Below are 854 nucleotides of genomic sequence, written 5' to 3'. Positions count from 1 at the left end.
CCATCAAGTTCCCAGCGGTTACTTAATAATGCACTCACATTTGGGTCAACTTTATCCGGTTGATCAGAATAAATACCGCGGGCAGCGAGAACAACTTTTTTTCCGTCAAAATTAAAAGGACGATTAGTTTTAATATCGATTGAACCGGCAATACCACGCTCTACCTGATCAGCCGAACGCGTTTTATAAACTGTAACGCCCGATAATAAGCTCGCCGGAATATCTTGTAGCGCGACATCACGACCTGCGCCAGTAAAAATATCTCGGCCGTTAACGGTGGTGTGCACATCGGTCAAACCACGTATTGATACTTGACTTACTTCACCAGCGCCACGGCCTGTGGTTTGTACACCGGTTACCCTTTGTAAGGCTTCAACAACATTGTTATCAGGAAACTTACCAATGTCTTCAGCAATAATTGAGTCTACAATTTGTGTGCTAAAACGTTTTTCTGCAAGTGCTTTATTTAAGCTACCGCGAATACCTTGAACTTGAATTACTTCTAAGGAATCATCTTCTGCTGCGGGGCTATTCTCTTGTGCTTCTTGGGCAAAAGATAATTGGCATGTAAGAGCCAATACAACGGCGCTAGCTGTGTGTGTTCGTTTAAACATTAGCGATGTTCTCCAGTTTATTTTTGTCACGACTACAAATGTGTGATTTTTATAATCGATAAGCGACCCTTTCAACGAGCTTATGGCCAGGCAACACGTTGAGTTAGTCTCTATTTTATTATGTTAATATATTGCTGCCCGGACTTTAATCATATTGTATGATTATTTAACAGTCAACATCAATAAAGCACTTTTAGTCTGTCATTTTCATAAAGTAGCAAATAATAATTATTACTATTC

1 protein-coding gene is annotated in these 854 nt (G+C 39.9%); it reads right to left on the bottom strand.

Annotation, left to right across the window (positions count from 1 at the left end):
* Positions 1–614: TonB-dependent receptor plug domain-containing protein (locus CWB85_RS19790; RefSeq protein WP_171039041.1), on the bottom strand; the 614-nt coding region annotated here is incomplete at its 3' end.
* Between the last annotated feature and the right edge of the window lie 240 nt (positions 615–854).

Origin of the sequence: Pseudoalteromonas sp. S1727 (assembly GCF_005886375.1) — a bacterium.
Classification (GTDB): Bacteria; Pseudomonadota; Gammaproteobacteria; order Enterobacterales; family Alteromonadaceae; genus Pseudoalteromonas; species Pseudoalteromonas haloplanktis.
Note: the sequence above shows the minus strand (reverse complement) of the source record. Positions and strands in the feature narration are given on the sequence as shown.